Source organism: Arthrobacter sp. E1SS-5, from assembly GCF_057073715.1.
Genome location: NZ_CP172703.1, coordinates 382,990 through 404,520, shown reverse-complemented (window position 1 = coordinate 404,520; position 21,531 = coordinate 382,990). Strand labels below are relative to the sequence as shown.

The window sequence follows — 21,531 nt, the reverse complement described above, 5'->3', positions numbered from 1 at the left end:
GCAGCGGGAGGCTGCCGTGCTCTTTCCATCCTATGTGGATAAACACTAAGCATGCTTAACTTCCGCGCCCGGCACCCGCGGGCGGGCTGCCTTGGCAGGCCGGACCCACCATTGGATCCAACGCACCTGCCCGGCAACCCGCCGTCGGCCGTTACTTCCTGGCCTGCTCCGCCTCTGTTACGGACGCCCCGGCGGTGCTTCGCCCGTTAGCCTCCGCGTCATTGCGGAGCTCGGCGCGGAAGACCTCAAAGCGGGCAAGGTGTGCAGGCCGGCGCCGCAGGACGGCCCAGGCCACGCCAAGGACGACGAACCAGATGGGCGTCACCAACAAAGCGATGAGGGTGTCCGGCTGGGTGGTCAGCGCCCAAAGAACGAACGCGAAGAACGCGTAAACCACCCAGACCGCGGGGATGCCGCCGGGCATCTTGAAGTTCGACGCCGCGTGCAGCTGGGGGCGGCGGCGACGGAACGAGATGTAGCTGGCCAGAATGATCGACCAGACGAAGATGAAGCAGACGGCGGACACGGTGGTCACCATTTCGAAGGCCTTGCCAACGTCCTGGCCGGCGTACATGAGGACGACGCCGGAGAGCAGCAGGACGCAGGACAGGAACAGTGCGTTGCTGGGCACCTTCCTCGTGGACAGGCGGCTGAAGATGCCCGGCGCGTCGCCCTCCTGGGCGAGGCCGAAGACCATGCGGGACGTGGAGTAGATGCCGGAATTGGCGGAGGACATGGCCGAGGTGAGGACCACCAGGTTGACCACGGTGGCCGCAGCGCCGAGGCCGGCCAGGGAGAACATGCCGATGAAGGGGCTGTGGCCGGCGGCGAACTGGGTCCACGGAGTGACGGCCATCAGGATGACCAGCGCGCCCACGTAGAACAGGAGTACGCGGACCGGGATGGCATTGATGGCCTTGGGCAGGGTCTTCTCCGGGTTCTTGGCCTCGGCGGCGGTGGTGCCCACCAGTTCAATGCCGACGAAGGCGAACACGGCAATCTGGAATCCGGCAACGAAGCCCATGAACTCGTTGGGGAAGAACCCGCCGTGGCTCCACAGGTTGGTGAAGCTGGCCGTGCCCGTGTCGGACTGGAAGCCGGTGAAGATCATGAAAAGGCCCACGATGATGAGCGCAGCGATGGCGACGATCTTGATGAGGGCGAACCAGAACTCGGTTTCGCCGAAGGCCCTGACCGTGGCGAGGTTCAGCACGAGCAGGATGCCTATGGTGGCCAGGCCCGGGATCCAGAGCGGCAGCGCCGGCCACAGTTCCTTGGAGTAGCCGGCAATGGCGATAACGTCCGCAATACCGGTGATCACCCAGCAGAACCAGTATGTCCAGCCGGTGAAGAAGCCGGCCCAGGGCCCAAGGAGGTCCGCGGCGAAGTCGCTGAAGGACTTGTAGTTGAGGTTGCTCAGCAGCAGTTCGCCCATGGCGCGCATGACGAAGAAGAGCATGAATCCGATGATCATGTACACGAAGATCACGGACGGCCCGGCCGCGGAAATGGTCTTGCCGGAGCCCATGAAGAGGCCGGTGCCGATCGCGCCGCCGATGGCAATGAGCTGGATATGGCGGTTGGTCAGCTGCCGTTCCAGGTGGGGAGGCTCGCTGCGGACCGCCGTGCGCGCGCCGTTGCGCGCTGGTTCGCCGTTGGACGTGGGGGGATGAATCGCCATGAGGAACTCCATCGATAAAGCGGCATTTTGGGTACCGCAAAAGATTTGGTTCCTCCCCGCTCTGTAGGGAACCTGAGAGTTTCCGCAGCCCAAGCCGCTTGCACCGTCGGTGAGCCAGGGCATGCCTGGCTGCTTTCCAGAGTTGCCTGTCCGCGGCGGTACGTGGGCCTGAGAGTTTCCTGGGGAGGGTTTGCTCCTACGGCGCCTGCTAAATTTACCCGGCAGGGCTCTCCCGCCGCAGGTCGAAGGCATGTTCAGTTGGACGTCGCGGCCGGTCGGGGCCACGGCGGTCATGCAATGGGACAGGCGCCGCACGGTTGAGCCGCTCCGGTTACGCTGAGCCAGCCGCCGGCAGCGCCGATCCCGGGGATCAGTGTGGTGTCCGTCACGATGCAATGTCAAACCCTGCCTGCCGCAAGCGGAGCAAGGCCCCGTCATCTTGGGATCTTTCGGGCCGTTCAGAGTCCCGCGATTTGCCACCGGCCGCTTATCCCGATACCTTGTGAGCCGAATCACCCACATTTGAATAAGCCTTTCGAGCTGTGACGGGAGAGTCCTCCCGGCGAAAACACCGGGCAGGCGCCGTAGGAGCAAATCCTCCCCAGGAATCTCTCAGGCCCCCGTACCGTCATGGCGAGGCGACTCTGGAAAGCAACCGGGCTCTTGCCTGGTTCACCGACGGTGCAAGCGGCCCCTGCCAAGAGCAGGCAACGCGGAATCTCTCAGGTCCAATACAGAGCGGGGAGGAACCCATCCCACGCCGTGCCACCTTCGGCCGGCCAGAACTGGAGTTCCTCATGACGATTCAATCCCTTCCAACATCGTTTGTTGACCGCCACATCGGCGCGCGCCGCCAGGCCGACGTCGACACCATGCTCAAGGCCGTGGGCTACGACAGCGTGGACGGCCTGGTGGACGTTGCCGTTCCGGCCTCCATCCGGCAGGAAACAGCCCTCAAGCTCTCCGACGCCCTCAGCGAAGTGGAAGTCCTCGCCGAACTGCGCCGCATTGCCGGCAAAAACAAGACCGCTGTCCAGCTGATCGGTCAGGGGTACTTCGACACCGTCACTCCGCCGGTCATTCGCCGCAACATCCTTGAGTCCCCGGCCTGGTACACGGCCTACACGCCCTACCAGCCCGAAATTTCCCAGGGCCGGCTCGAAGCCCTGCTGAACTTTCAGACCATGGTCCAGGACCTCACGGCACTCCCCGTGGCCAACGCCTCGCTGCTTGACGAGGCCACCGCGGTGGCCGAGGCCGTGCTCCTGATGCGGCGTGCCAATAAGAACAAAGACGCCAGGGACGGCAGGACCGTCCTGGACGCCGACTGCCTTCCCCAGACCATCGCCATCGTGAAGGGCCGCGCTGAGGCGCTAGGCTTCGACGTCGAAGTGGCTGATCTCTCCACGGGCCTGCCGGAAGGTGCCATTAACGGCATCGTCCTGCAGCAGCCCGGGGTTTCCGGCCGGGTGTGGGACCAGTCCGGGGTCATCAGCGCAGCCAAGGAGCGCGGTGCGCTCGTGACCGTCGCCGCGGACCTCCTGGCCCTCACGCTGATCATCCCTCCGGGTGAGCAGGGCGCAGACATTGCCGTCGGCTCCACCCAGCGATTCGGCGTGCCGCTGTTCTTCGGCGGACCGCACGCCGCCTACATGGCCGTCCGCAAGGGGATGGAACGCTCGCTCCCCGGCCGACTGGTGGGCGTGTCCAAGGACGACGCCGGAGTCCCCGCCTACCGATTGGCTTTGCAGACCCGCGAGCAGCACATCCGCCGCGAGAAGGCCACCTCCAACATCTGCACGGCGCAGGCGCTGCTGGCCATCGTTGCCTCAATGTACGCCGTGTACCACGGCCCGGACGGTCTGAAGGCCATCGCCGAAGGCGTCCACCACAAGGCCCGCGTCCTGGCCACCACCCTCACTTCCATGGGCCGTGAACTGGTCAGCGACTCCTTCTTCGACACCCTCACCGTTCACGTCCCGGGTAAGGCCGCCAAGGTCATCAACGCCGCCGAAGCACGCGGTATCAACCTGCGCTTCATCGACCAGGACACGGTGGGCGTCTCCATTGATGAGACGACGACGGCGGCAACGCTTTCCGCCGTCGCCGTCGCCTTTGGTGCCGGCCCGGTGGGGGACGGCAAGGGCTTCGAACTGCCGGGAACTGTACTGCGCACATCCGGCTACCTGCAGCACCCGGTCTTCAATACCCACCGGTCCGAGACGCAGCTGCTGCGCTACATCCGGAAGCTCTCGGACCGGGACCTGGCGCTGGACCGCACCATGATCCCGCTGGGTTCCTGCACCATGAAGCTGAACGCCACCGTTGAAATGGAAGCGATCTCGTGGCCGGAGTTCGCCTCCATCCACCCGTTCGCGCCGGACTCCCAGACCGAGGGCTGGCGCGAACTCATTGCCGGGCTGGAAACCGACCTGGCAGAGATCACCGGCTATGACCAGGTGTCCATCCAGCCCAACGCCGGATCCCAGGGCGAGCTCGCGGGCCTGCTGGCGATCCGCGGCTACCACCACTCCCGCGGTGAGCAGCAGCGCAACGTGTGCCTGATTCCGGCGTCGGCGCACGGCACAAATGCCGCCTCCGCCGTTCTCGCCGGGATGAAGGTGGTTGTCGTGGCCTCCGCCTCCGATGGCACCATCGACCATGACGACCTCTACGCCAAGATCGAAGCGAACAAGGACGTCCTGTCCTGCATCATGATCACCTACCCCTCCACCCACGGTGTCTACGACGGGGACGTCCGCGAGGTCTGCGATGCAGTGCACGCCGCCGGGGGTCAGGTGTACGTGGACGGGGCCAACCTGAACGCACTCGTTGGGCTGGCGCAACCGGGCAAGTTCGGCGGCGACGTGTCCCACCTGAACCTGCACAAGACCTTCTGCATCCCGCACGGCGGCGGCGGACCGGGCGTCGGCCCCGTTGCGGCCAAGGCACATCTGGCACCGTTCATGCCCGGGGACGCCAATAACGCTTCTTCCGGGGGCGCAGTGGAGGGGCACGGCGTTGCCATCTCAGCCTCGCGGTTCGGTTCCGCCGGGGTGCTGCCGATCTCCTGGGCGTACGTGAAGCTGATGGGCGGGGAGGGCCTGACCGAGGCCACCAAGTCCGCGCTGCTGGCTGCCAACTACGTTGCCTCCCGGCTGAACGAGTTCTACCCGGTCCTCTTCACCGGTGAAAGCGGCCTGGTGGCGCACGAGTGCATCCTGGACCTGCGTGAACTCACCGCCCGGACCGGTGTGACCGCCGAGGACGTGGCCAAGCGGCTGATCGACTTCGGCTTCCACGCCCCTACCCTGGCGTTCCCCGTCGCCGGGACCCTGATGGTGGAGCCCACCGAATCCGAGGACCTCGCCGAGATCGACCGCTTCATCGACGCCATGATCACCATCCACGCCGAGATTGAGCAGGTAGCTGCCGGGGACTTCTCCCTGGAGGCATCTCCGGTGCGCAACGCACCCCACACCGCTGCCGCCGTCGTCAGCTCCGACTGGGACCGCGCCTACCCCCGCGAACAGGCCGCCTTCCCCGTGCCCTCGCTGCGGCAAAACAAGTACTTCCCCCCGGTGGGACGCATCGACGGCGCCGCCGGCGACCGCAACCTGATCTGCTCCTGCCCGCCCCTTGAAGACTTCGAAAACTAAGGACTCACCCAATGACTGAGAACTACACCGCTCTTCACGAGCAGCACAAGAAAGCCGGGGCCTCCTTCACGGACTTCGGTGGCTGGCAGATGCCGCTGAAGTACAACTCCGAGCTCGCCGAACACCACGCCGTGCGGAAGACTGCCGGCCTGTTCGACCTCTCCCACATGGGCGAGGTCTGGGTGACCGGCCCGGACGCTGCCGCGTTCCTGGACTACGCCCTTGCCGGCAAGCTGTCCGCGGTCGCCATCGGAAAAGCCAAGTACTCGCTGATCTGCGACACCGACGGCGGCATCATTGACGACCTCATTTCCTACCGCAGGGCGGACGACAAGTTCCTCGTAGTGCCGAATGCGGGCAACGCCACAGTGGTGGCCCGGGCACTCGCCGAACGCGCCGCCAACTTCGATGTGACAGTCGAGGATGCGTCCGCCGAAACCTCGCTGATTGCTGTCCAGGGACCCGCGGCGGAAGCCATATTGCTGACGCTGGTTCCCGCGGAACAGCACGCGCTGGTGACGGAGCTGAAGTACTACGCTGCAGTCGAGGTGAAGATTGGCGGCCAAATGCTGCTGCTCGCCAGGACGGGATACACCGGCGAGGACGGGTTCGAAATTTACGTTCCCAACCTGGACGCGCCCGCGCTGTGGGAAGCACTGCTGGAAGCCGGTGAAGGCCATGGCCTGGTACCCGCCGGCCTGGCCGCCCGTGATTCGCTCCGGCTCGAAGCCGGCATGCCGCTCTACGGCAACGAACTTTCCCGCCACGTGAACGCCTACGCCGCCGGGCTGGGCCCCGTGGTGTCCCTGGCCAAGGAAAGCGACTTCGTGGGCAAGGAAGCCCTTGCCGCCATCAAGGCTGCCGGCGTCGGAGCCACCATCGGACAGAAGCTCGTGGGCCTCAAGGGTGCCGGACGCCGCGCCGCCCGCGGCCACTACCCTGTCCTCAAGGATGGGACCCTCGTAGGCGAGGTGACCTCCGGCCAGCCGTCGCCCACCCTCGGCTACCCCATCGCCATGGCCTATGTCGACGTCGAATTCGCTGAACCCGGCACCGTCCTGGACGTAGACCTCCGCGGCAAGCCCGAACGCTTCGAAGTAGTAGCCCTGCCGTTCTACCGTCGCCAAAAGTAGGCCGGCGCGGCTGGTTGGCCCAACGGGCCGCCCTCCTCTGCATGCTCGGTCGCGTAGACGCCCGCTCACTTTTGGCCGGTATTTGTCCGACGCCCGCTCACTTTTGGCGGGTTTAGTGCGGACGCTCTCTCACTTTTCACACACGAACAATAGGAAAAATTATGAGCAAAGTTGTAGCTGAACTGAAGTACTCCGCAGAACACGAATGGGTTGCTGCTGACGGGACCGGGCCGGCGGGGATTGGGATTTCCGCTGTGGCCGCCGATGCCCTGGGTGACATCGTGTATGTGGACCTGCCGGAGGTCGGTTCTACGGTTACCGCCGGCGAAACATGCGGCGAGGTGGAATCCACCAAGTCCGTGTCCGACCTGTACGCGCCCGTCACCGGTGAGGTCACCGAGATCAACGACGGCGTGGTTTCCGACCCCGCCCTGATCAACAGCGACCCCTACGGCGCCGGCTGGCTTTTCAAGGTGTCCGTCACCGAGGAAGGTCCGCTGATGTCGGCCGAGGAATACGCCGCAGCAAACGGCGGCGAACTGTGAGCGCCCCCGCGGAAGTCACCGCTTTCGAGCAGGTGGTCTCCCCCAGCCTGAACGCCGACCTGTCGGCACTGGACCCCGAGATCGCCGCCAAGATCGACGACGAACTGGGCCGCCAGCGCGACGGACTGGAAATGATCGCCTCGGAGAACCACACGGCCGCCGCCGTGATGCAGGCACAGGGTTCGGTGCTGACCAATAAGTACGCCGAGGGCTACCCGGGCAAGCGCTACTACGGCGGCTGCGAGCATGTTGACGTGATCGAGCAGTTGGCGATCGACCGTGTGAAAGCCCTCTTCGGTGCGGAGTACGCCAACGTCCAGCCGCACTCCGGCGCGCAGGCGAACGCCTCGGTGATGCACGCGCTGATCAAGCCGGGCGACACCATCATGGGCCTGAACCTGGCCCACGGCGGACACCTGACCCACGGCATGCGGATCAACTTCTCGGGCAAGCTGTACAACGTGGTGCCGTACCAGGTCCGCGAGGATACCCACACCATCGACATGGCTGAGGTGGAGCGGCTGGCGCAGGAGCACAAGCCGCAGCTGATCGTGGCTGGTTGGTCAGCCTACGCAAGGCAGCTGGATTTCGCGGAGTTCCGCAGGATCGCCGACTCCGTTGGCGCCTACCTGATGGTGGACATGGCGCACTTCGCCGGGCTGGTTGCCGCAGGCCTGCACCCGTCACCGGTCCCGCATGCCCACGTCACCACCTCCACCACGCACAAGACCCTTGCTGGTCCCCGCGGCGGCATCATCCTCTCCAACGACCCCGACGTTGCCAAGAAGATCAACTCCGCCGTGTTCCCGGGGCAGCAGGGCGGGCCGCTGGAGCACGTGATCGCCGGCAAGGCCGTGGCCTTCAAGATTGCCGCGTCCGAGGAGTTCAAGGAGCGGCAGGAGCGGGTCCTCGCCGGTGCCCGTATCCTGGCCGAGCGCCTGGTCCAGCCCGATGTCACCGCCAAAGGCATCTCCGTGGTGTCCGGCGGCACGGACGTGCACCTGGTCCTGGTGGACCTGCGCAACTGCGAGCTCGACGGGCAACAGGCCGAAGACCGGCTGGCGGCAATCGACATCACCGTCAACCGCAATGCCGTCCCCTTCGACCCCCGCCCGCCCATGGTCACTTCCGGCCTGCGCATCGGCACCCCCGCCTTGGCCACCCGTGGCTTCGGCGAGGACGCGTTCCGCCAAGTTGCAGACATCATCGCCGAGGCGTTAGTTGCCGACGCCGATGCCGACCTTTCCAGCCTGCGTCACCGCGTCGAGGAATTGGCAAAGGCCCACCCGCTTTACCCGGGGCTTTAAACCCAATCACGGCACATCGAGATGGCAGTTGACGGCAGTAGTTCGACCTGCGTGAACTGCCATCTCGGCAACAACTACCCCTAGGAGCCTCTCGCATGGCCGTTGGTGTCTTCGACCTTTTTTCGATCGGTATTGGTCCTTCTTCTTCTCATACTGTGGGGCCGATGCGGGCTGCTGCTGTGTTTGCGGAGGAGTTGGTGGGGTCCGGGGTGCTGGGTTCTGTTTCGTCGTTGCGGGTGGATTTGTATGGGTCTCTGGCGGCGACGGGGCATGGGCATGGGACGATGACCGCGATTTTGTTGGGGTTGGAGGGGTTTCATCCGGAGTTGATCCTGCCGGTGGAGGTGGAGGAGCGGTTGGCCTCGATCGCGGAGACGCGGACCCTGCACCTGGCTGCCGTGGTGGAGGGTTCCGGTGGTGGTGTGGCGTTGCCGTATGGGGTTGAGGATATGGTGCTGCGCCCGTTGACGGTGCTGCCGCGGCACACGAACGGGATGACGTTCACCGTCTCCGGCGCCGAGGGGGAGGTGCTGCATGCGGCGACGTTCTTCTCGGTCGGTGGCGGGTTCATCGTTCGGGAGGGTGAGGAGGACGCCGCGCAGCAGGAACTGGACGCGTCCAAGGAAGAGTTGCCGTTGCCGTTCCGGACCGCGGCGGAGCTGCTGGAGCACTGCGCGGTGACCGGGCTGGGCATCGCGGACGTGATGCTCCTGAACGAGAAGGCTTCCCGGGATGAGGGGGAGATCCGGGAGGGCCTGTTGCACATCTGGTCCGTGATGGAAAACTGTGTGGCCACCTCGTTGAAGCGCGAAGGGGTGCTGCCGGGCGGGTTGAAGGTCCGCCGCCGCGCCCCGGACTGGTTCGACCGGCTGCGGAAGGAATGCGCCGGTGCCCTGGAGGAGGACCGGGGCGCGGCGTGGGACGCGGGCCCGCACGATCCCCGGTATTGGCAGGAGTGGGTTAACTTGGTGGCGCTGGCGGTGAACGAGGAGAACGCTTCCGGCGGCCGGGTGGTCACCGCGCCCACGAACGGGGCGGCCGGGATCATCCCGGCGGTGCTGTACTACGCCCTGCACTTCGCCCCCGGCATGGACCAGGCCACGCAACAGGACCGGAACGGGGTGGTGGTGCGGTTCCTGCTGGCCGCCGGCGCGGTCGGGGTGCTGTACAAGGAACAGGCGTCGATCTCCGGGGCCGAGGTGGGCTGCCAGGGCGAGGTGGGGTCCGCGTCGTCGATGGCCGCAGCTGGCCTGGCCGAGGTCATGGGCGGCACCCCCGCCCAGGTGGAAAACGCGGCCGAGATCGCGATGGAACACAACCTGGGCCTGACCTGCGACCCGATCGGCGGCCTGGTCCAGGTCCCCTGCATCGAACGGAACGCGATCGCCGCCGCGAAGGCGATCAACGCCGCGAAAATGGCGCTCTGGGGCGACGGCACCCACCGGGTCTCCCTCGACGAAGTCATCATCACCATGCGCGAAACCGGCAAAGACATGAGCGACAAATACAAAGAAACCGCCATGGGCGGCCTCGCCGTCAACGTCGTCGAATGCTGACACCGGTTCCCGACACGTTCAACCAACGGCAAAACCACCAAACAAAGGAAACAAGACCATGACCCTGGCACCTGAAGGCCGGAAGATGCTGCGGATCGAGCAGCGCAACGCTGCAGTTCCGGTGGAACGCAAGCCGGAATGGATCAAGGCCAAGGTCCAGATGGGGCCGGAGTTCGTCGGCCTGAAGAACCTGGTGAAAAAAGAAGGCCTGCACACCGTCTGCGAGGAAGCCGGCTGCCCCAACATCTTCGAATGCTGGGAAGACAAGGAAGCCACCTTCCTCATCGGTGGCTCCGAATGCACCCGCCGCTGCGACTTCTGCCAGATCGACACCGGCAAACCCTCACCCCTGGACCGGTTCGAACCCACCAAGGTAGCCCGCTCCGTCCAATCCATGCAGCTCCGGTACGCCACCGTCACCGGCGTCGCCCGCGACGACCTCGAAGACGAAGGCGTCTGGCTCTACGCCGAAACCGTCCGCAAGATCCACGAACTGAACCCCGGCACCGGCGTCGAACTGCTCATCCCCGACTTCTCCGGCAACCCCGACCACATCAAAGAGATCTGCGACTCCAACCCCGAAGTCTTCGCCCACAACGTCGAAACAGTCCCCCGGATCTTCAAAAGGATCCGCCCCGCATTCCGCTACGAACGCTCCCTGGACGTCATCACCCAGGGCCACAACCACGGCATGGTCACCAAATCCAACCTCATCCTGGGCATGGGCGAAACCCGCGAAGAAATCTCCGAAGCCCTCCGCGACCTCCACCAGGCCGGCTGCGACCTGATCACCATCACCCAATACCTCCGCCCCAGTGAGCGGCACCTGCCCGTGGACCGCTGGGTCAAACCCCAGGAATTCGTCGACCTCCAGCACGAAGCCGAAGAAATCGGCTTCCTCGGCGTCATGTCCGGCCCCCTGGTCCGCTCCTCCTACCGCGCCGGCCGCCTCTGGGCCGCCGCCATGCGCAAAAAAGGCCGCGACATCCCCGCCGAACTCGCCCACATCGCCGACGGCATCCAGGACTCCGGCACCACCCGCCAGGAAGCCGCCACCCTCCTGGCAGGCTAGTAGCGCAACGTCAGCTGTTCCCGCGCACCACCGGGATGCTCGCCGTCGGCAGTCCGCTGGGGAAGACCGTGGGCTCCGGCTCCACGACAGGTTCAAGCGGGACCTGCACGGGCCCTGCCCCCACCGTGAGGAGCTGGCCGCGGACATCCACCTCCAGCGGCGCACCCTCCTGCACCGTGAGGGTGATGGAGCCGGCGGCGAGCCGGACCAGCAGCAGGCGGCCGCGGATCTTCAGGTGGAAGGCCAGTCCCTCCCACTCGGCGGGCAGCCGCGGATCGAAGTACGGCACCGGGCCCTGGTCCCGCATGCCGGCGAACCCGCAAACGAGCGAACTCCACACTCCCCCGGTGGAGGCGATGTGGACGCCGTCGATGGTGTTGCCGTGGGTGTCGTCCAGGTCGATGAAAGCGGCGTTGGTGAAGTGCTCCAGCGCTTCCTTCGAGTAGCCCACCTCCGCCGCCATGATCCCCTGCACGCAGGCGGACAGTGTGGAGTCGCCGGTGGTGAGGGGATCGTAGAAGTCGAAGGCGCGCTGCTTTTCCTGGGCAGTGAAGTCCTGCCACTGCAGGAACATGGCCAGGACAGTGTCCGCCTGCTTCAGCACCTGGTGGCGGTAAATCACCAGGGGGTGGAAGTGCAGCAGCAACGGGTACTTGGACCGGGGAGTGGTCCAGTCCCAGGCCTCCAGGGTCATGAAGTCGTTGTCCTGCGAGTGGACCTGCATGCGTTCGTCGAACGGCAGGTTCATTCTGCTGGCAGCAGCCTCCCACAGCTGGCGCTCCTCCAGCGTGATGCCGGCGTGCTCAAGGGCAGCGGCCGCGCGAAGGTTGAAGCGGGCCATGACGTTCGTATACAGATTGTCGTTCACCACTGCCGTGTACTCGTCCGGACCGGTGACGCCGTGGATATGGAAGAGCCCGTCCTTCCCGAAGAAGCCGAGGGAGATCCACATCCGGGCGGTCTCGATCAGCAGCTCAGCGCCCATTCCGTCCCGGAATGCGGTGTCACCGGTGGCCCAGAGGTACCTGTTGGTGGCGAAGGCGATGGCTGCCGCGATATGGAACTGGGCGGTTCCGGCAGCGTAGTAGGCGCTGGCTTCGAGCCCATTGATGGTGCGCCATGGGAACAGGGCACCGTCCACGCTTAGCTCCTTGGCCCGGATCCTGGCTTCGGGAAGCATGCTGTGCCGGAATTCCAGGACCTGCCGGGCGCCGTCGGGATTGGTGTAGGTAAGGTACGGCAGCAGGTACACCTCCTGGTCCCAGAAGTAGTGGCCCTCGTAGCCGGACCCGGTCACGCCTTTGGCGGGAATGCCGGCAACATCCGCACGCGCGGTGGCCTGGGCCAACTGGAACAGGTTCCACCGGATGGCCTGCTGCAGCCCGGGCCGGCCGCCTTCCACCACGATGTCGGAGGTGGCCCAGTAGCCGCGGAAGTGTTCCTCGCTCTCGGCAAAGATGTCGTTTACCGGCCGCAACGCCTCTTCCGCCACCGCGGCTGCGTCGATGTCCGGGTCCTGGATGGTGCGGCCGGCGGCGTAGCTGACGCTTTTCTCCAGCCGGAACGGCTCATCAGCGTCCACCGCAAGGACGTACCGGACGCTGCTGTCGTCCTGGTCAACCAGCGTCTCGAACGGCTGGTAGCCGGGCGAGGTCCAGTGGTCCACTGCAATGCCCACCCGCTGCTTGGACTCCGCCGCTTCCCAGGACAGGCGCAGGGAACCGTCGCCGCCGTCGAGCCTTACGGGCAGCAGCACGCGCCCCGCGTGGCGGCCGGCGCGGCGGGGATCGTGCACGGAGTGGTCTTCCACCGGCTGGTCCTGGCGATTGATCACGGATGAGGTGACGTCCAGGGAAACCTGCTGGTTCGTCGCAACTTCCAACGAAATGCCAAGGCCGCCACGGGACGCAAAGCCCACGGCCCTCCGCTCCGTGGTGGTCACCGTGGCGCCGGACCGGCATTGCCAGGTGATGCGGCATTCGTAGATTCCGGTGCAGAAATCGACAGTCCTCCGGTAGTCCACTACCTCGGACTCGGCCAGGCTGAGGCTCTCCCCGTCCACCACGATGGTGAAGTTGTTGGCGTCCGGAATGTAGAGGATGCGCTGTCCGGTCCGGGCGAAGCCAAAAGCGTTCTCGGCGTGCTTGATGTCCCAGATCTCGTGCAGCCCGTTGATGAAGCTTCCCGGCAGTTCGGCATCGGCCGACGCCCAGTGCGCGCCCCGGATGCCCAGATGTCCGTTACCCAGCGCAAACAGTGTCTCAAGTGTTCCGGCGGCGTCGGTCCCGTAGCGGGTTTCGACGAGCTGCCAGGGGGTGTCGGGGAACCGTTCGCGGTCCGCGGTGATCAATGCCATGGTCGGGGTCCTTTTGGCCTTGCTGTGCTGCCGGGCTGGCCGGCACGGAGTATTCGGGGGAAATGCTGTGGCTGGATTGGTGCTGCCGGGTGTGGAATAGCGGGGTTGCCCCGGGGAAGGCAACACCGGACGGAGTGGGTTTAGGGGATGAGTTCCTGAAGGTCGTTGACCACCAGGGTGGCGCCGGCGTCCAGGAGCGTCTGCCGCCCGGCGCCGCGGTCCACGCCGATGACGGAATGGAATGATCCCGCCTGCCCTGCCTGCACGCCGGACACCGCATCTTCGACCACCACGCACTCGGAGCTGGACAGGTCCAGCAGCTTGGCGGCGTATTCGTACGTGGCCGGGTTTGGCTTGCCGGGCAGGCCCTGCTCCGCGGCCACCACCCCGTCCACCACGACGGCGAAGTGCCGGCTGAGGCCGGCGGCCTTCAGGACCGCGGGGGCATTGCGGGAGGAAGAGACGACAGCGACCTTGAGTCCGCGGTCCAGCGCGGCTTGGAGGAAGCGGACAGAGCCCTGGAAGGGTTCGACGCCGGCGCTCACGATGTCATTGAAGACCGCATTCTTCCGGTTGCCCAGGCCATGGACGGTGTCGTGGGAGGGATCGTCATCCAGCGGGCCCTCCGGCAGGGTGATCCCGCGTGAGGCCAGGAAGTCGCGTACCCCGTCAAAGCGCGGCTTGCCGTCGATGTGGTCGAAGTAGTCGCTTTCCCGGTAGCCGGGAACACCTGGCTGTGAGGCAAGGTAGCCATCGAACAGTTCCTGCCAGGCCCGCTCATGCACGCTGGCGGTGGGCGTCAGCACTCCGTCCAGGTCGAACAGGATTGCTTTGGCGCCGGTCCAGGCGGCGGTATCAGCTGCAGTTTCTTGTGTCATCGGCGGTGCGGTGTCCTCTCGGTTTGTGGACAGCCGGCCCCGCCGGGCAGCCGAAAGGAGGTTCTGCCGCGCGGCGTGCGCGCAGCATCACTCCCTTGTCCGCCCACTGCAGGACCGATCATGGCCGTAGACGAGTGTAAGCGCTTGCAAATTTCGCTGGCAACTGTTTTTTCTTACCCTCCGCTGCAGCGGATAATCAGTCAGCGCAGGACGTAATGGCGGAGGAAAGCGCTGACGTCCACCATCTCCGTTTTGGACATCGCGTGCCCCATGCCCGGGTAAGTCCGCGGGGTCAACAACGTGTTCTGTTCCAGCCATTCGGCGGTGTAGGCGATGGCGTCCTCGTTGATGACCAGATCGGCCTTGTCCCGCCCCCAGAAGAAGGGCGGCTTGGCCTCGAAGGAATCCATGACCGAGAGGAGCTCGTTCTTGAGGACGAAGCCGGACAACCCCACAACGGCCTTGTAGTCCTCCGGGTGCAGCCGCAGGAGCGTGCTGGCCATGGCCATCCCCTGGGAATAGCCCATGAGGGTGACGCTGCTGTGCTGGTCCCTGACGGAACTGATCCATGCGCGGACGGAGTTGGCTGCGGAAATGACGTCGGCGAAGTCGTTCGCCAGGAAGTAGTCCAGCAGGAACCAGCCCCAGTGGTCGCCAATCGGCATCGGGGCGCGCAGGGCGGCAAAGGTGAACTCCTGGGGAAGGTACTCGAACAGGCGCACCATCCGGGACTCGTCCGTGCCGTAACCATGCATCATCACCAGCAACGGAGTGCCGGCTCGCCGGCCTTCCGGTTTGGACCACACAACTGTTTCCACCGGAACAGCCTAACGAGACATGTCCGTCCGCACGGCCGGGGTCATTGAATCCCGAATCACCGGGAGGTAGCGTGACGCTTGACAGACAGCAGGCTTAGCTTTTGGCAGTGACGCACCACCCTTCCGTAACGCCCTACCAGTGCCGCGCAGGACGCGGTTAAAGGAGCAAGTCATGAGAATCGGCTCGTCAATCTTCCTTATCGCCCTCGGCGCCATCCTTGCCTGGGCAGTGGCTCCCGGCCTGATTCCGTTCGTGGACCAGCAACTGGTGGGCTACATCCTGATGGCCGTGGGCGTGATCGGACTGATCGCTTCCCTCATCCTCGCCTCCCCCGGCCGCAGCCGACGCGTCAGCGAGTCCCGTTCCGTGATCGATCCCAACACCGGCGAGCGCATCACCCGCCACGAAAGCCGCGACGGCGGAATCTAACCACCGGCGGGACCGGGGACAGGGCGCCGCGAACCAAAAGAACCCGAAGAGCCGGGCTGGGCAAAATCGCCTAGCCCGGCTTTTTCGTGTCCCGCCCCATCCAATTTTGTCCGGGTCCACAGGCTTACACCCCGCCCAAGCCCGCCTTCGGAGCCAACAACTCCGACCCTTCACAGATCCGGATCTTGTTTCATGTTGGTTTCCATTGACAAACCAACAGAAGCAAAGATAAAGTCAAGTAACTCAACATCAGAGTGATCCAAGTCACGAAAGCCACTACGCAACGGAGGGTACGTGTTCGCCGAGGAGCGCCAGCAGAAGATTGCCGAGCTTGTGGCCGGCAACGGCCGGGTCAGTGTGACCCTGCTGGCTGAGCGCTTCAGCATCACCACGGAAACAGTCCGCCGTGACCTTGCCGCATTGGAAAACGCGGGTACCGTACGGCGGGTCCACGGAGGCGCCGTGGCGGCAGACCGTTTCAGCACCACCGAGGAAAGCGTCACCGAGCGGGCCATCCAGCGCCCGGACCAAAAGGTCCGGATCGCCCAGGCCGCCCTGGACCTGATCCCCCGGAACTCGCCGGCCAGCGTCCTCATGGATGGCGGCACCACCACCGAGGTGCTGGCCGACCTGCTGGCGCGGCGCACCGCCGTCGAACCTTCCGACGGCACCGGGCCGCAGCACGAACTGGTGGTCATTACCCACGCTGTACCCATCGCCAGCAAGCTCTCCAACGTCCCCGGCCTCGCCCTGCAGATCCTGGGCGGCCGCGTCCGCGGACTCACCCAGGTGGCGGTGGGCCAGGCAACGGTGAATGCCGCTGCCCGGATCCGCCCGGACATCGCGTTCATCGGAACCAACGGCATCCACGCCACCTTTGGCGTCAGCACTCCCGATCCTGAAGAAGCCGCCGTCAAGGCAGCCTTCGTCCAGTCGGCCCGCCGCATTGTGGTGCTGGCCGACTCCTCCAAGCTGGACACGGAAACCCTGGTCCAGTTCGCCTCCCTGAAAGATCTGGACACCTTGATCACAGACAGTGAACCCGGACCTGACCTCGCGGCCGCTTTGGAAGAGGCCGGCGTAGATGTGGTGATCGCATGATCGTCACCTTCACGGCCAACCCAAGCCTCGACCGCACAGTGGCCCTCCCCGGCCCCCTGGCACGCGGCGAAGTACAGCGCGCCGTCTCCGTCCGCCAGGAATCCGGCGGCAAGGGCGTCAACGTCTCCCGCGCCCTGGTGGCCTCCGGACTCGAATCCCTCGCCGTCCTGCCAGGTGCTGACAGCGATCCCGTCCTGGCCGGCCTGCGCGAAAGTGCAGTGCCCTTCGTATCCCTTCCCATCGACGAGCCGCTGCGCACCAACGTGGCGCTCACCGAGCCCGGCGGCGTGACCACGAAGATCAACGAGCCCGGGCCCCTCCTTGCCGCGGACCAGCAGGAAGCCCTCATCAAGCTGCTGCTGGAAAGCTCCCGCGGCGCCAGCTGGGTGGTCCTGGCCGGCTCGCTCCCGCCCGGATTCCCGGATAACTTCTACGCCACGGTGGCCCGACGGATCCGGGAGGCGGGCAACGGCACTGCGCCGCTGATCGCCGTCGACTCCTCCGGGGCGCCCCTCGCCGCTGCCCTCACCGACGCCGGAATCCCCGACGACGGCACAGGCACCAGCGGAACAACCACGGGTTCCGGGAAACCGGACCTCCTCAAGCCCAACGCCGAGGAACTGGCGGAGCTGGCCGCTGCCGCGGGTTTTGCCCCGGCCTCCGGTGACGATCTGGAAGCGGACCCGGCGGCTGCCGCTGCCGCCGCAGCCGCCGTCGTACGTTCCGGCGTGGGTGCTGTGCTGGCAACTCTCGGTTCCAAGGGAGCTGTCCTTGTCACGGCCGACGGCGCGTGGCTGGCCACACACCCGCCGGTCGCCGCGGTCAGCACGGTGGGTGCGGGCGACTCCGCACTTGCCGGCTACCTGCTCGCCCACGGCCGGGGCGCCGCCCCCGCCGACTGCCTTCGTCAGGCGGTGGCCCATGGTGCCGCCGCTGCCTCGCTGCCCGGATCCACTGTTCCGGCAGCAGACCAAACCACCCCGGATGCCGTAACCATCACGGCCCTTCGAAAGGATTGACAGTGACCCAGCTCATCACCACGGACCTGGTCGAGCTCGACCAGAACCTGGGCAACGCCCCCGAGACGGTGATCCGGCATCTGGCAAGCAAGGTAGCTGCCACCGGACGCGCGTCGGAAGTCGAAGGACTCTTCGCCGATGCCTTCGCCCGCGAGCAGAAGACCGCAACCGGCATACCCGGCGGCATCGCCATTCCGCACTGCCGTTCGGCCGCCGTCACGGTACCCACCCTGGCCATGGCCCGGCTGGACCCGAAGGTTGACTTCGGCGCCAAGGACGGCCCCGCTGACCTGGTGTTCTTCATCGCCGCTCCGGACGGGGCAGACCAGGAGCACCTGAAGCTGCTCTCCAAGCTGGCCCGGTCCCTCATCAAGAAGGACTTCACCGCGGCCCTCCGCAACGCGTCCTCGCAGGCCGAAATCGTGGAGCTCGTGGACGGCGCCCTGGCCGACAAGCCCGCCGCGCACGCTGCTGCCGCCCCGGTTGACGCCGTACCGGTTGGCGCCGGCGTTGGCGCTGCAGCAGGTTCATCCGTGGCCGGTGCGGCCGCAGGCGAGCCGGCAGCAGGTACTGCCCGCGGGCCCAAGCGCCTCGTGGCTGTTACGGCTTGCCCCACGGGTATCGCGCACACCTACATGGCTGCCGACTCATTGGTGGCAGCCGCCAAGGAAGTGGGCGTTGAGCTGCAGGTTGAAACCCAGGGATCCTCCGGTGCAAAGGCACTGGACCCCGCGGTCATCGCAGCCGCCGACGCCGTGATCTTCGCCGTTGACGTGGACGTGCGCGGCAAGGAACGGTTCGCCGGCAAGCCGGTCGTCAACGCACCGGTCAAGCGTGGCATCGACGAACCGGACAAGATGGTCCAGGAGGCCCTCGCAGCCGCTGACAACCCCCACGCCCGCCGCGTCCCGCACTTCGGAGCGGAGGAACAGGCAGAACACGAGGCAGAGGAAAAGGGCGAGCACATTGGGCAGAAGCTCAAGAAAGCCCTGCTCACCGGCGTGTCCTACATGATCCCGTTCGTGGCAGGCGGCGGCCTGCTCATCGCCCTGGGCTTCCTCATGGGCGGCTACCTGATCACCAAGTACGCGGACACGATCGTGGTCCAGAACAGCCTGTTCAACCTGCCCACCCAGTTCCCGGACAACGCTTGGGGCCCGCTGGGCGCCTACCTCGGCGCCGTGCTTTTCAAGATCGGTGCACTGTCCCTGGGCTTCCTTGTCCCTGCGCTGGCCGGCTACATCGCCTATGCGATCGCTGACCGTCCGGGCATCGCCCCCGGCTTCGTTGCCGGTGCAGTGGCCGGATTCATGGGCGCGGGCTTCCTTGGCGGCATTGTTGGCGGCCTGCTGGCCGGCTACATTGCCCACGTGGTGGGCCGCCTGCAGGTGGCCCGCTGGCTGCGCGGCCTGATGCCCGTGGTGATCATCCCGCTGCTGGCGTCGCTGGTCGCTTCCGGCCTGATGTTCGTGATCCTTGGCGGCCCGATCGTGGCCATCACCAACGGCCTGAACAGCTGGCTCTCCGGACTCACGGGTGCCGGTGCCATTGCCCTCGGCGTGATCCTCGGCCTGATGATGTGCTTCGACCTCGGCGGCCCGGTCAACAAGGTTGCCTACTCCTTCGCCGTTGCCGGCCTGGGCGCTGCAACCATCGACAACCAGGCCCCGTGGCAGATCATGGCAGCGGTCATGGCATCCGGCATGGTTCCGCCGCTGGCCATGGCGCTGGCCTCGACCGTCCTGAACAAGAAGCTGTTCAGCCTCGCCGAGCAGGAAAACGGCAAGGCCGCCTGGCTGCTGGGTGCATCCTTCATCTCCGAAGGCGCCATCCCGTTCGCCGCAGCCGATCCGCTGCGCGTCATCCCCGCCAGCATGCTGGGCGGTGCGGTGACCGGAGCCATCTCCATGGCTGCGGGCGTCGGTTCCAAGGCACCGCACGGCGGCCTGTTCGTCTTCTTCGCCATCGACAACTTCCTGATGTTCGTCATCTCGATCGCCGTCGGCACAGTGATCACGGCCCTGTCGGTGATCGCCCTGAAGCGCTGGGCAGTCAAGAAGACCGTTGATACGGTTGAACCGGTTCCCGTAACCGTCTGAGCCGGCTTAGCCACACACCTCACCGGCCGCTGAACCTCAGCACGCCGAAAGACAAAGGAGCAAAAATGCCAGAACGCACCGCAACCGTTGCCAGCCGCGTGGGCCTGCACGCCCGCCCGGCCGCCATCTTTGCCGAGGCAGCCGGAGAGTTCGACCTGGACATCACCATCGCCCGTGAAGGCGAGCCGGCCGACGAAGCCATGGACGCTGCCAGCATCCTGTCCCTCATGAGCCTGGGCGCCTCGCACGGCGACGTAGTGGTCCTCCGCGCCGAAGGTGCCGGCGCAGACGACGCGCTGGACCGGCTGGTGCAGATCCTGGAAACGGACCACGACGCCGAGTAGCAGCAAAGCTGCCTCAAGCAGCGCAACGCAAGCGGCCGACGTCGGGCGTTCCTCCGAAAGGGAAACGTCCGACGGCGGCCGCTTGGCTTTAAGCGCCCGGCCCCCGGGTGCCGGGAACAGTCAGCCGCGCTCGGCGAGCGACTTCACGTCCGCCAGGAGTTTGTCCCACATGCCCTTGGAGTGTGCGGCGGCTTCCTCGGTGGGGTTGTTGTCCTGCGCCAGCGACAGGCGGGTGGTGCTGCCCTGGTCCTCGAGCGTCCATTCGAGCGTGTGGTAGTTCTCCGGCTTGTCCTCCTGGCCGGACAGGGGGCTGAAGTGGGTATGCACCAGTTTCCGCCCCGGTTCCACCTGAAGGATCCGCCCTTTGTCCTGGTACGTCTTTCCGTCCCATTCGCCCTGCCAGATGATGGGGCTGCCAACCTTCCAGTCGGTCTGCAAGGTGGCGCCGAACATGAACTCCTTCACGGCGGCAGGGTCCGTGATCACGCCCCAGACGTGTTCGGCAGGTGCGTTGATGGTGGTGACGGAGGTTGCCACATGGTTTTCCGCCATTGCTCAGGCCTTCTTGGCCGTGAAGAGCAGGTATTCCCATTCCATCTGGAACGGGGAGTCGCCGTGGGCGTCGCCAAAGGAATCAGCCAAATCGGTAAGGGCTTTGTCCAACGCTTTGACCTTGTCATGGTCTTCCGCGAGCGACTTGTAAACGGAGATCATGGGTCCGTAGTGGGACTTGAAGTACCTGACGAAATCCGCGGGCTGGTGGAAGCTTTTGACGGCCAGGTTCTGCTTGCGGGTACGGACGTCCGTGATCCTGTCCCCCAGCAGTTCGCGGACATGGTCCTCGCTCCCCCACAGCGGTGCAGGCTGCGCGCCCGGCGGGGGCGGCGGCGCGAAAGGCTTCATGGCGGCAAGCATCCGGCCCACGAATCCTTCCGGTGTCCAGCACAGCAGCCCAATGGAGCCTCCCGGTTTGCAGACCCTGAGCATTTCGTCCGCGGCCACCTGGTGGTGCGGCGCGAACATCACTCCGATGCAGGACATGACAGCGTCGAACTCGGCATCGCCGAAAGGCAGGGCCTCGGCGTCGCCTTCCTGCCATTCCAGGGTGACGCCGCGGTTTGCGGCTTCCCGGCGCCCTGCTTCAAACAGCTCGGGGGTGAGGTCGCTGGCCATCACCTTGGCGCCCATCATTGCTGCCGGAATGGCAGCGTTGCCGGTTCCAGCCGCCACGTCCAGGACGCGCTGGCGCGGCCTGATGCCGCTGGCCTCCACCAGGACGGCGCCCAGTTCAAGGAGCATCTCGTCCGCGAGGGCCGGGTAGTCCCCGGACGCCCACATTGCCCGGTGCTTCCGTTTGAGCTCCCGGTCCGCCTCCACTGCATCGGTCTGCTGGCTCATGCCCGTGCCCCTCTACGTGTCCGGTCCGAATGGCTGACAGCACGCTGTTGGCACAGCGGAGGCTGTGATGCGACTCATTGTGGACGCGATGGAGTCAGCTGTAAAGGCAGGACTGCAGGCGTGCAGGCTTACCGG

The 21,531-nt window shown here is 65.7% G+C and carries 17 protein-coding genes and 3 riboswitches; of the genes, 11 read left to right on the top strand and 6 right to left on the bottom strand.

Annotation, left to right across the window (positions count from 1 at the left end; translation table 11 throughout):
- Window positions 1-151: 151 nt before the first annotated feature.
- Window positions 152-1,681, bottom strand: coding sequence for a D-serine/D-alanine/glycine transporter (cycA, locus tag ACIGJD_RS01975; protein WP_483688068.1), 1,530 nt, complete (start codon window positions 1,679-1,681; stop codon window positions 152-154).
- A gap of 51 nt (window positions 1,682-1,732) precedes the next feature.
- Window positions 1,733-1,827: riboswitch (glycine riboswitch) on the bottom strand.
- A riboswitch (glycine riboswitch) is annotated at window positions 1,828-1,926 on the bottom strand. It lies immediately after the preceding riboswitch.
- A gap of 291 nt (window positions 1,927-2,217) precedes the next feature.
- Window positions 2,218-2,319, top strand: a riboswitch (glycine riboswitch).
- 159 nt (window positions 2,320-2,478) lie between these two features.
- Between cycA and gcvP the strand changes: the two genes are divergently transcribed.
- The 6 genes from gcvP (at window position 2,479) to lipA (ending at window position 10,953) form a co-directional block, all read left to right on the top strand.
- The gene (gene gcvP, locus ACIGJD_RS01970; protein ID WP_483688067.1) at window positions 2,479-5,340 is read left to right on the top strand and encodes an aminomethyl-transferring glycine dehydrogenase; all 2,862 of its coding nucleotides are present in this window, start codon (window positions 2,479-2,481) and stop codon (window positions 5,338-5,340) included.
- 11 nt (window positions 5,341-5,351) lie between these two features.
- Window positions 5,352-6,473, top strand: coding sequence for a glycine cleavage system aminomethyltransferase GcvT (gcvT, locus tag ACIGJD_RS01965; protein WP_483688066.1), 1,122 nt, complete (start codon window positions 5,352-5,354; stop codon window positions 6,471-6,473).
- A gap of 161 nt (window positions 6,474-6,634) precedes the next feature.
- Window positions 6,635-7,018, top strand: a complete 384-nt coding sequence (gene gcvH, locus ACIGJD_RS01960) for a glycine cleavage system protein GcvH (RefSeq protein WP_483688065.1) — start codon at window positions 6,635-6,637, stop codon at window positions 7,016-7,018.
- Window positions 7,015-8,325 (top strand): serine hydroxymethyltransferase, encoded by a 1,311-nt coding sequence (gene glyA / locus ACIGJD_RS01955; RefSeq protein WP_483688064.1) that lies wholly within the window; start codon window positions 7,015-7,017, stop codon window positions 8,323-8,325. Before gcvH ends, glyA begins: the two co-directional genes overlap by 4 nt.
- 95 nt (window positions 8,326-8,420) lie before the next feature.
- Window positions 8,421-9,881 (top strand): L-serine ammonia-lyase, encoded by a 1,461-nt coding sequence (locus tag ACIGJD_RS01950; protein WP_483688063.1) that lies wholly within the window; start codon window positions 8,421-8,423, stop codon window positions 9,879-9,881.
- 58 nt (window positions 9,882-9,939) lie between these two features.
- Complete coding sequence (lipA, locus tag ACIGJD_RS01945) at window positions 9,940-10,953, top strand: lipoyl synthase (protein ID WP_483688062.1); 1,014 nt, start codon at window positions 9,940-9,942, stop codon at window positions 10,951-10,953.
- Between the two features lie 10 nt (window positions 10,954-10,963).
- Here the strand turns inward: lipA and ACIGJD_RS01940 are convergent, their stop codons facing one another.
- The 3 genes from ACIGJD_RS01940 to ACIGJD_RS01930 form a co-directional block, all read right to left on the bottom strand.
- Window positions 10,964-13,309 (bottom strand): glycoside hydrolase family 65 protein, encoded by a 2,346-nt coding sequence (locus tag ACIGJD_RS01940; protein ID WP_483688061.1) that lies wholly within the window; start codon window positions 13,307-13,309, stop codon window positions 10,964-10,966.
- Between the two features lie 140 nt (window positions 13,310-13,449).
- Window positions 13,450-14,187: an HAD family hydrolase gene (locus ACIGJD_RS01935; RefSeq protein ID WP_483688060.1), complete on the bottom strand. Its 738-nt coding sequence runs from the start codon at window positions 14,185-14,187 to the stop codon at window positions 13,450-13,452.
- Between the two features lie 200 nt (window positions 14,188-14,387).
- Window positions 14,388-15,005 carry an alpha/beta hydrolase gene (locus tag ACIGJD_RS01930; protein WP_483688059.1) on the bottom strand — a complete coding sequence of 206 codons (618 nt, stop codon included), beginning with the start codon at window positions 15,003-15,005 and terminating at the stop codon, window positions 14,388-14,390.
- Window positions 15,006-15,177: 172 nt separating this feature from the next.
- Between ACIGJD_RS01930 and ACIGJD_RS01925 the strand changes: the two genes are divergently transcribed.
- The 5 genes from ACIGJD_RS01925 to ACIGJD_RS01905 all read left to right on the top strand — a co-directional run bounded on the left by ACIGJD_RS01925 (window position 15,178) and on the right by ACIGJD_RS01905 (window position 19,998).
- Window positions 15,178-15,435 (top strand): DUF6458 family protein, encoded by a 258-nt coding sequence (locus ACIGJD_RS01925; protein ID WP_141158415.1) that lies wholly within the window; start codon window positions 15,178-15,180, stop codon window positions 15,433-15,435.
- A 294-nt stretch (window positions 15,436-15,729) separates the two neighbouring features.
- A complete protein-coding gene (locus ACIGJD_RS01920; RefSeq protein ID WP_483688058.1) occupies window positions 15,730-16,536 on the top strand; it encodes a DeoR/GlpR family DNA-binding transcription regulator in 807 nt (268 codons plus the stop codon).
- Window positions 16,533-17,555: a 1-phosphofructokinase family hexose kinase gene (locus ACIGJD_RS01915; protein ID WP_483688057.1), complete on the top strand. Its 1,023-nt coding sequence runs from the start codon at window positions 16,533-16,535 to the stop codon at window positions 17,553-17,555. Before ACIGJD_RS01920 ends, ACIGJD_RS01915 begins: the two co-directional genes overlap by 4 nt.
- A gap of 2 nt (window positions 17,556-17,557) precedes the next feature.
- Window positions 17,558-19,654, top strand: a complete 2,097-nt coding sequence (locus tag ACIGJD_RS01910; protein WP_483688056.1) for a PTS fructose transporter subunit IIABC — start codon at window positions 17,558-17,560, stop codon at window positions 19,652-19,654.
- 65 nt (window positions 19,655-19,719) lie between these two features.
- Window positions 19,720-19,998, top strand: coding sequence for an HPr family phosphocarrier protein (locus ACIGJD_RS01905; RefSeq protein ID WP_142131405.1), 279 nt, complete (start codon window positions 19,720-19,722; stop codon window positions 19,996-19,998).
- A 120-nt stretch (window positions 19,999-20,118) separates the two neighbouring features.
- Here the strand turns inward: ACIGJD_RS01905 and ACIGJD_RS01900 are convergent, their stop codons facing one another.
- Both ACIGJD_RS01900 and ACIGJD_RS01895 read right to left on the bottom strand, forming a co-directional pair.
- Complete coding sequence (locus ACIGJD_RS01900) at window positions 20,119-20,550, bottom strand: SRPBCC domain-containing protein (protein ID WP_483688055.1); 432 nt, start codon at window positions 20,548-20,550, stop codon at window positions 20,119-20,121.
- A gap of 3 nt (window positions 20,551-20,553) precedes the next feature.
- Entirely contained in the window at window positions 20,554-21,396 is an 843-nt protein-coding gene (locus ACIGJD_RS01895; protein ID WP_483688054.1) for a class I SAM-dependent methyltransferase, read from the bottom strand.
- Window positions 21,397-21,531 lie beyond the last annotated feature (135 nt).

What these genes read in the sequence shown, in the direction of transcription:
- cycA (WP_483688068.1), bottom strand. Translation starts at nt 1,681, where the DNA reads ATGGCGATTCATCCCCCCACGTCCAACGGCGAACCAGCGCGCAACGGC.
- gcvP (WP_483688067.1), top strand. Translation starts at nt 2,479, where the DNA reads ATGACGATTCAATCCCTTCCAACATCGTTTGTTGACCGCCACATCGGC.
- gcvT (WP_483688066.1), top strand. Translation starts at nt 5,352, where the DNA reads ATGACTGAGAACTACACCGCTCTTCACGAGCAGCACAAGAAAGCCGGG.
- gcvH (WP_483688065.1), top strand. Translation starts at nt 6,635, where the DNA reads ATGAGCAAAGTTGTAGCTGAACTGAAGTACTCCGCAGAACACGAATGG.
- ACIGJD_RS01950 (WP_483688063.1), top strand. Translation starts at nt 8,421, where the DNA reads ATGGCCGTTGGTGTCTTCGACCTTTTTTCGATCGGTATTGGTCCTTCT.
- lipA (WP_483688062.1), top strand. Translation starts at nt 9,940, where the DNA reads ATGACCCTGGCACCTGAAGGCCGGAAGATGCTGCGGATCGAGCAGCGC.
- ACIGJD_RS01940 (WP_483688061.1), bottom strand. Translation starts at nt 13,309, where the DNA reads ATGGCATTGATCACCGCGGACCGCGAACGGTTCCCCGACACCCCCTGG.
- ACIGJD_RS01935 (WP_483688060.1), bottom strand. Translation starts at nt 14,187, where the DNA reads ATGACACAAGAAACTGCAGCTGATACCGCCGCCTGGACCGGCGCCAAA.
- ACIGJD_RS01925 (WP_141158415.1), top strand. Translation starts at nt 15,178, where the DNA reads ATGAGAATCGGCTCGTCAATCTTCCTTATCGCCCTCGGCGCCATCCTT.
- ACIGJD_RS01915 (WP_483688057.1), top strand. Translation starts at nt 16,533, where the DNA reads ATGATCGTCACCTTCACGGCCAACCCAAGCCTCGACCGCACAGTGGCC.
- ACIGJD_RS01905 (WP_142131405.1), top strand. Translation starts at nt 19,720, where the DNA reads ATGCCAGAACGCACCGCAACCGTTGCCAGCCGCGTGGGCCTGCACGCC.
- ACIGJD_RS01900 (WP_483688055.1), bottom strand. Translation starts at nt 20,550, where the DNA reads ATGGCGGAAAACCATGTGGCAACCTCCGTCACCACCATCAACGCACCT.
- ACIGJD_RS01895 (WP_483688054.1), bottom strand. Translation starts at nt 21,396, where the DNA reads ATGAGCCAGCAGACCGATGCAGTGGAGGCGGACCGGGAGCTCAAACGG.